Below are 4,421 nucleotides of genomic sequence, written 5' to 3'. Positions count from 1 at the left end.
GTGATGAAGATGGTGTTGGCGTTGCAGGCGGGGGTGTTGCCGAGGACGCTGCACGCCGATGAGCCGTCGCCGTTGGTGGATTGGGACGGCGGTGTCCGGTTGTTGTCCGAGCCGGTGGAGCTGGCTGCCGGTGAGCGGCCGTGGCGTGCCGCGGTTTCCTCCTTCGGTATCAGCGGCACCAACGCCCACGTCATCGTCGAAGCCCCGCCCGCCCCGCCGGAACTGCCCGTGGAGTCCCCGGTCGACGGGTCTGTTCTGACGCCTGTGGTGGTGTCGGCGCGTGGCGCGGCGGCGTTGCGGGAGCAGGCCGGCCGGCTCGCGGACTGGTTGGAGCACGAGGGCCGGGATGTGCCGTTGCCGGAGGTGGCCCGAACCTTGGCGTTGTCCCGGGCGGCCCTGGATCACCGCGCGGTCGTCGTTGGTGACGACCACGAGTCCGTCATCGCAGGTCTCCGCGCGGCCATGGGGGAGAGCAAGGTCGTCTCCGGTGCCGGCGGTGTCGTGCTGGTCTTTCCAGGCCAGGGCTGGCAGTGGGCCGGCATGGCCCGCGAACTGCTCGCCGTGTCGCCGGTGTTCGCGGACCGCTTGGCCGAATGCGACAAGGCGCTGGCGGCGCACGTCGACTGGTCCGTGGCAGACGTGCTGCTCGGCGACGATGACGGCTGGCTCTCCCGGGTGGACGTCGTCCAGCCAGTGCTGTGGGCGACGATGGTCTCGCTCGGCGCGGTCTGGTTGTCGTGGGGCCTTCCGGTCATGGGCGTCGTCGGCCACTCCCAGGGCGAGGTCGCCGCCGCCTGTGTGGCAGGCGGATTGTCCCTTGCCGACGGCGCTCGTGTCGTGGTGGTGCGGTCGCGGCTGGTCAGGGAGCTTGCCGGCACCGGCGGGATGGCGTCCGTCGGTCTCAGCCGCTCCGACATCGAACCGCAACTGCCCGAAGGCGTGGAGGTCGCGGTTGTCAACAGCGGCTCCTCCACGGTGATCGCCGGTCCCGTCCCGGCGCTGGAAGCGCTCGTTGAATCCTGGACGGGGCAGGGTGTGCGCGCCCGGCTGATCCCGGTCGACTACGCCTCCCACTCCGCCGCCGTCGACGCCGTCGGCGATCGGATCATCAGTGAACTCGACGGCCTCGCCCCGCAGCCCTCGTCGATCCCGCTCGTCTCGACCGTGACCGGCGAGATCCTCGACACCGCCGCTATGGACGCGACCTACTGGCTGCGCAATCTCCGGCAGACCGTGCGCTTCGACACCGCCATGCAGACCCAGATCGACCGCGGCGCCCGCGTCTTCGTCGAGGTCAGCGCCCACCCCGTTCTCGAACTCGCCATGGCCGAGCTCGTCGAGGCAGCCGCCGTCCCCGGCGTCGTCGTGCCCTCCCAGCGTCGAGACCATCCGCAATGGCGGCATCTGCTGTCGGCCGCCGGGCGGGTCTGGGCCGCGGGCGTCACCGTCGACTGGGCCACCATCCTCGGCGAGGGGCAGACGCGCACAGACCTCCCGACCTACGCCTTCCAGCACCGGCGGTTCTGGCTCGCGCCGGCCACCACGGCGGGTGAGCACCACCTCGACCACCCCGTCCTGACCGGCGTCACCCGCACAACCGAGGACGAGCCCACCGTCTTCACCGGGCGCGTCGACCGCCACACCCTGCCGTGGCTCGACGACCACGCCGTCAACGGCACCACCCTCATCCCCGGCACCGCTCTCGTGGAATGGCTGATCCGCACCGGCGACGAACTCGGCCATAACCGCATCGCCGAACTGACGATCCATACCCCGCTCACCCTCGGGGATCAGCCCGGGAGGCACATCCACGTCGTCTGCCACCCCACCCCGGCCGGTGACCACACTGCGCGGCTCTACAGCCGCTCCGGCCCCACCGATCCGTGGACCGAGCACGTCGAAGCGGTCCTCACCACAGCGGCCGACGGCGTACCGGCCGAAATGGGAGTCTGGCCGCCCGCCGGGCCGCAACCGTTGCCGCTCGACAGTTTCTACGCCGACCTCGCGGCGGTCGGTTACGAGTACGGGCCGACCTTCCAGGGACTGCGTCAGGCGTGGCAGCGGGGCGACACCCTCTACGCCGAGATCACTCTGCCCACCGACGAACCCGACCGGCACAGTATTCACCCCGCGCTGCTCGACGCGGCCCTGCACCCGCTGCTGCTGGGCGGCGACCACACGACCACGTCGTTGCGCGTGCCGTTCGGCTGGGCCGGCGTCCAGCTCTATGCGACCGGGGCGCGGTCAGCCCGGGTCACCGTGACCCCGACCGGACCGGACACGGCAACGGTGCGACTTGCCGACGACGACGGCCGGGCCATCGCCCACATCGACGAACTGCGACTGCGCGCGCTACCCGCCGGCGTGCTCTCCGGACCGGCGGCCGCGTCGCTCTCGGTCGTCACCTGGGTGCCGGCGGCCGCCACCGCCGAGGACGACGCCGGCACCGTCGTGCTCGGCGGCGACGGCTACGCCGACGTGCCCGCATTCGTCGAGGCGGTACGGGCCGGGGCTCCGGTTCCCGCCACGGTCACCGTCACAGCCGACGTCGAACACGCCGATCCGGCCGACGCCGTCACCGCGACGCTCACGGTGGTGCAGCAGTTCATCGCGGCACCCGAGCTGAACGACGTGCGCCTCCGGATCGTCACCAGCGGTGTGAACGTCGCGCCCGGCGGGCACACCGACATGCGTGGCGTCACCGGCGCCGCCCTGTGGGGTCTCGTCCGGGTCGCCCAGTCGGAGTTCCCCGGCCGGATCAGCATCATCGACGTACCCGCCGGCGGCGACGTTCCCGCGCTCACCGACGAGCAGGCGATCGTACGCGCCGAGGGTGTCCTGGTGCCCCGCCTGACCACCGTGGCTCCGGCGGTGGCCGAGGCGCCGCCCCTCGACAACGGTTGGATCCTCGTCACCGGCGGCACCGGCGGCATCGGCGCCCTGCTCTCCGAGCATCTCGTTCGTGCGCACGGAGTGCGGAAGTTGCTGCTGGTGAGCCGTTCGGGACCGGACGCGCCGGGCGCGGGTGAACTGACGCAGCGGCTGGAGTCGCTGGGCGCGACGGTACGGGTGGCCGCCTGCGACGTAGCCGATCGGACACAGTTGCAGGGCGTGCTCGATGACATCGACCAGCTCGTCGGCGTCGTCCACGCCGCCGGTGTGCTGGATGACGGTGTGCTGGAAGGATTGTCTGCCGAGCGGGTCGCGCACGTCCTGCGGGGAAAGCTCGGTGGTGCCCTGCTGTTGCACGAGCTGACGGCCGGCCGGGACCTGGCGCTGTTCGTCATGTTCTCGTCGGTCGCGGGCGTGCTGGGCAATGCCGGCCAGGGTGCCTACGCGGCGGCGAACGCCGGCCTGGACGGGCTCGCCGTACACCGGCGCGAAACCGGTCTGCCCGGTACGTCTGTGGCGTGGGGATTGTGGGAGGCCGAGACCGGGATGACCCGCGGCCTGTCCCAGCGCGACCGCGGCCGCTTCGCCGGCCTCGCGATGCCGACCGGCGAGGCCCTCGCCCTGTTCGACGCCGCCCTCACGAGCACCGAACCCGTCGTCGTCGCCGCGCGTCTCGACCGCACCAGTCCGCATCTCCTGATCACCGGCCGCTCCGGGCGCCGCCCCGCTCGCCGGGCCATCACCGCGGCCACCGCGAATGGACAGGTGAACGAGTTCGCCGGCCTGAACCCGGCGCAGCGGCAGCGCCGGCTGCGTGACCTGGTGCGTGCCCACGTTGCCGGCGTCCTCGGCCACGGCAGCCCCGAGGCGGTCGACCCGGACCGGCCGTTCAAGGAGGTCGGCTTCGACTCGCTGACCGCCGTCGACCTGCGCAACCGGCTCGCTGCGGCGGTGGGGAAGGCCCTGCCCGCCACCGTCGTCTTCGATCACCCGACGCCCACCGCACTCGCACGACACCTTGACGAGGTGGTGGGCGGTGAACCTGTGGCGACGCCGGCGCCCGTCGCGCCACCCGCCCACGTCGGAGCGGCGGGGGACTCGCTCGCCATCGTGGGTATGGCGTGTCGCTTCCCGGGCGGGGTGGATTCGCCTGAGGACTTGTGGCGGGTGGTTGTCGAGGGCCGTGATGTGGTCGGAGATTTTCCGGCCGACCGTGGTTGGACGGTCGACGGTTCCTTCGCGCGGATCGGGGGCTTTCTCGACGGCGCCGCGGACTTCGACCCGGAGTTGTTCGGTATCTCGCCCCGTGAAGCCCTGGCAATGGATCCGCAGCAGCGGGTACTCCTGGAGGTCTCCTGGGAAGCCCTGGAACGCGCCGGCATCGCGCCTGATTCTTTGCGTGGTTCGCCGACGGGTGTGTTCGTGGGCGTTATAGGTCAGGAGTACGGGCCGCGGTTGGGTGAGGCCGGTGCCCTGGTGGAGGGTTATGGGTTGACTGGTGGTGCGGCCAGTGTGGCGTCTGGTCGTAT

The 4,421-nt window shown here is 71.5% G+C and carries 2 protein-coding genes; one reads left to right on the top strand and one right to left on the bottom strand.

The genetic code is table 11. The features are described 5' to 3' along the window. The coding region (locus tag ACFY23_RS31725; RefSeq protein WP_387051340.1) for a hypothetical protein at positions 1 to 194 on the bottom strand (194 nt) is incomplete at its 3' end. Between ACFY23_RS31725 and ACFY23_RS31720 the strand changes: the two genes are divergently transcribed. Beyond that, on the top strand, positions 115 to 4,421 hold a 4,307-nt coding region (locus ACFY23_RS31720; RefSeq protein ID WP_387051337.1), incomplete at its 3' end, for an SDR family NAD(P)-dependent oxidoreductase. The two genes, ACFY23_RS31725 and ACFY23_RS31720, sit on opposite strands and share 80 nt — an antisense overlap.

The organism is Micromonospora sp. NPDC000121 (assembly GCF_042899165.1).
Classification (GTDB): Bacteria; Actinomycetota; Actinomycetes; order Mycobacteriales; family Micromonosporaceae; genus Micromonospora.
This window is presented reverse-complemented; position numbering and strand designations above follow the sequence as displayed.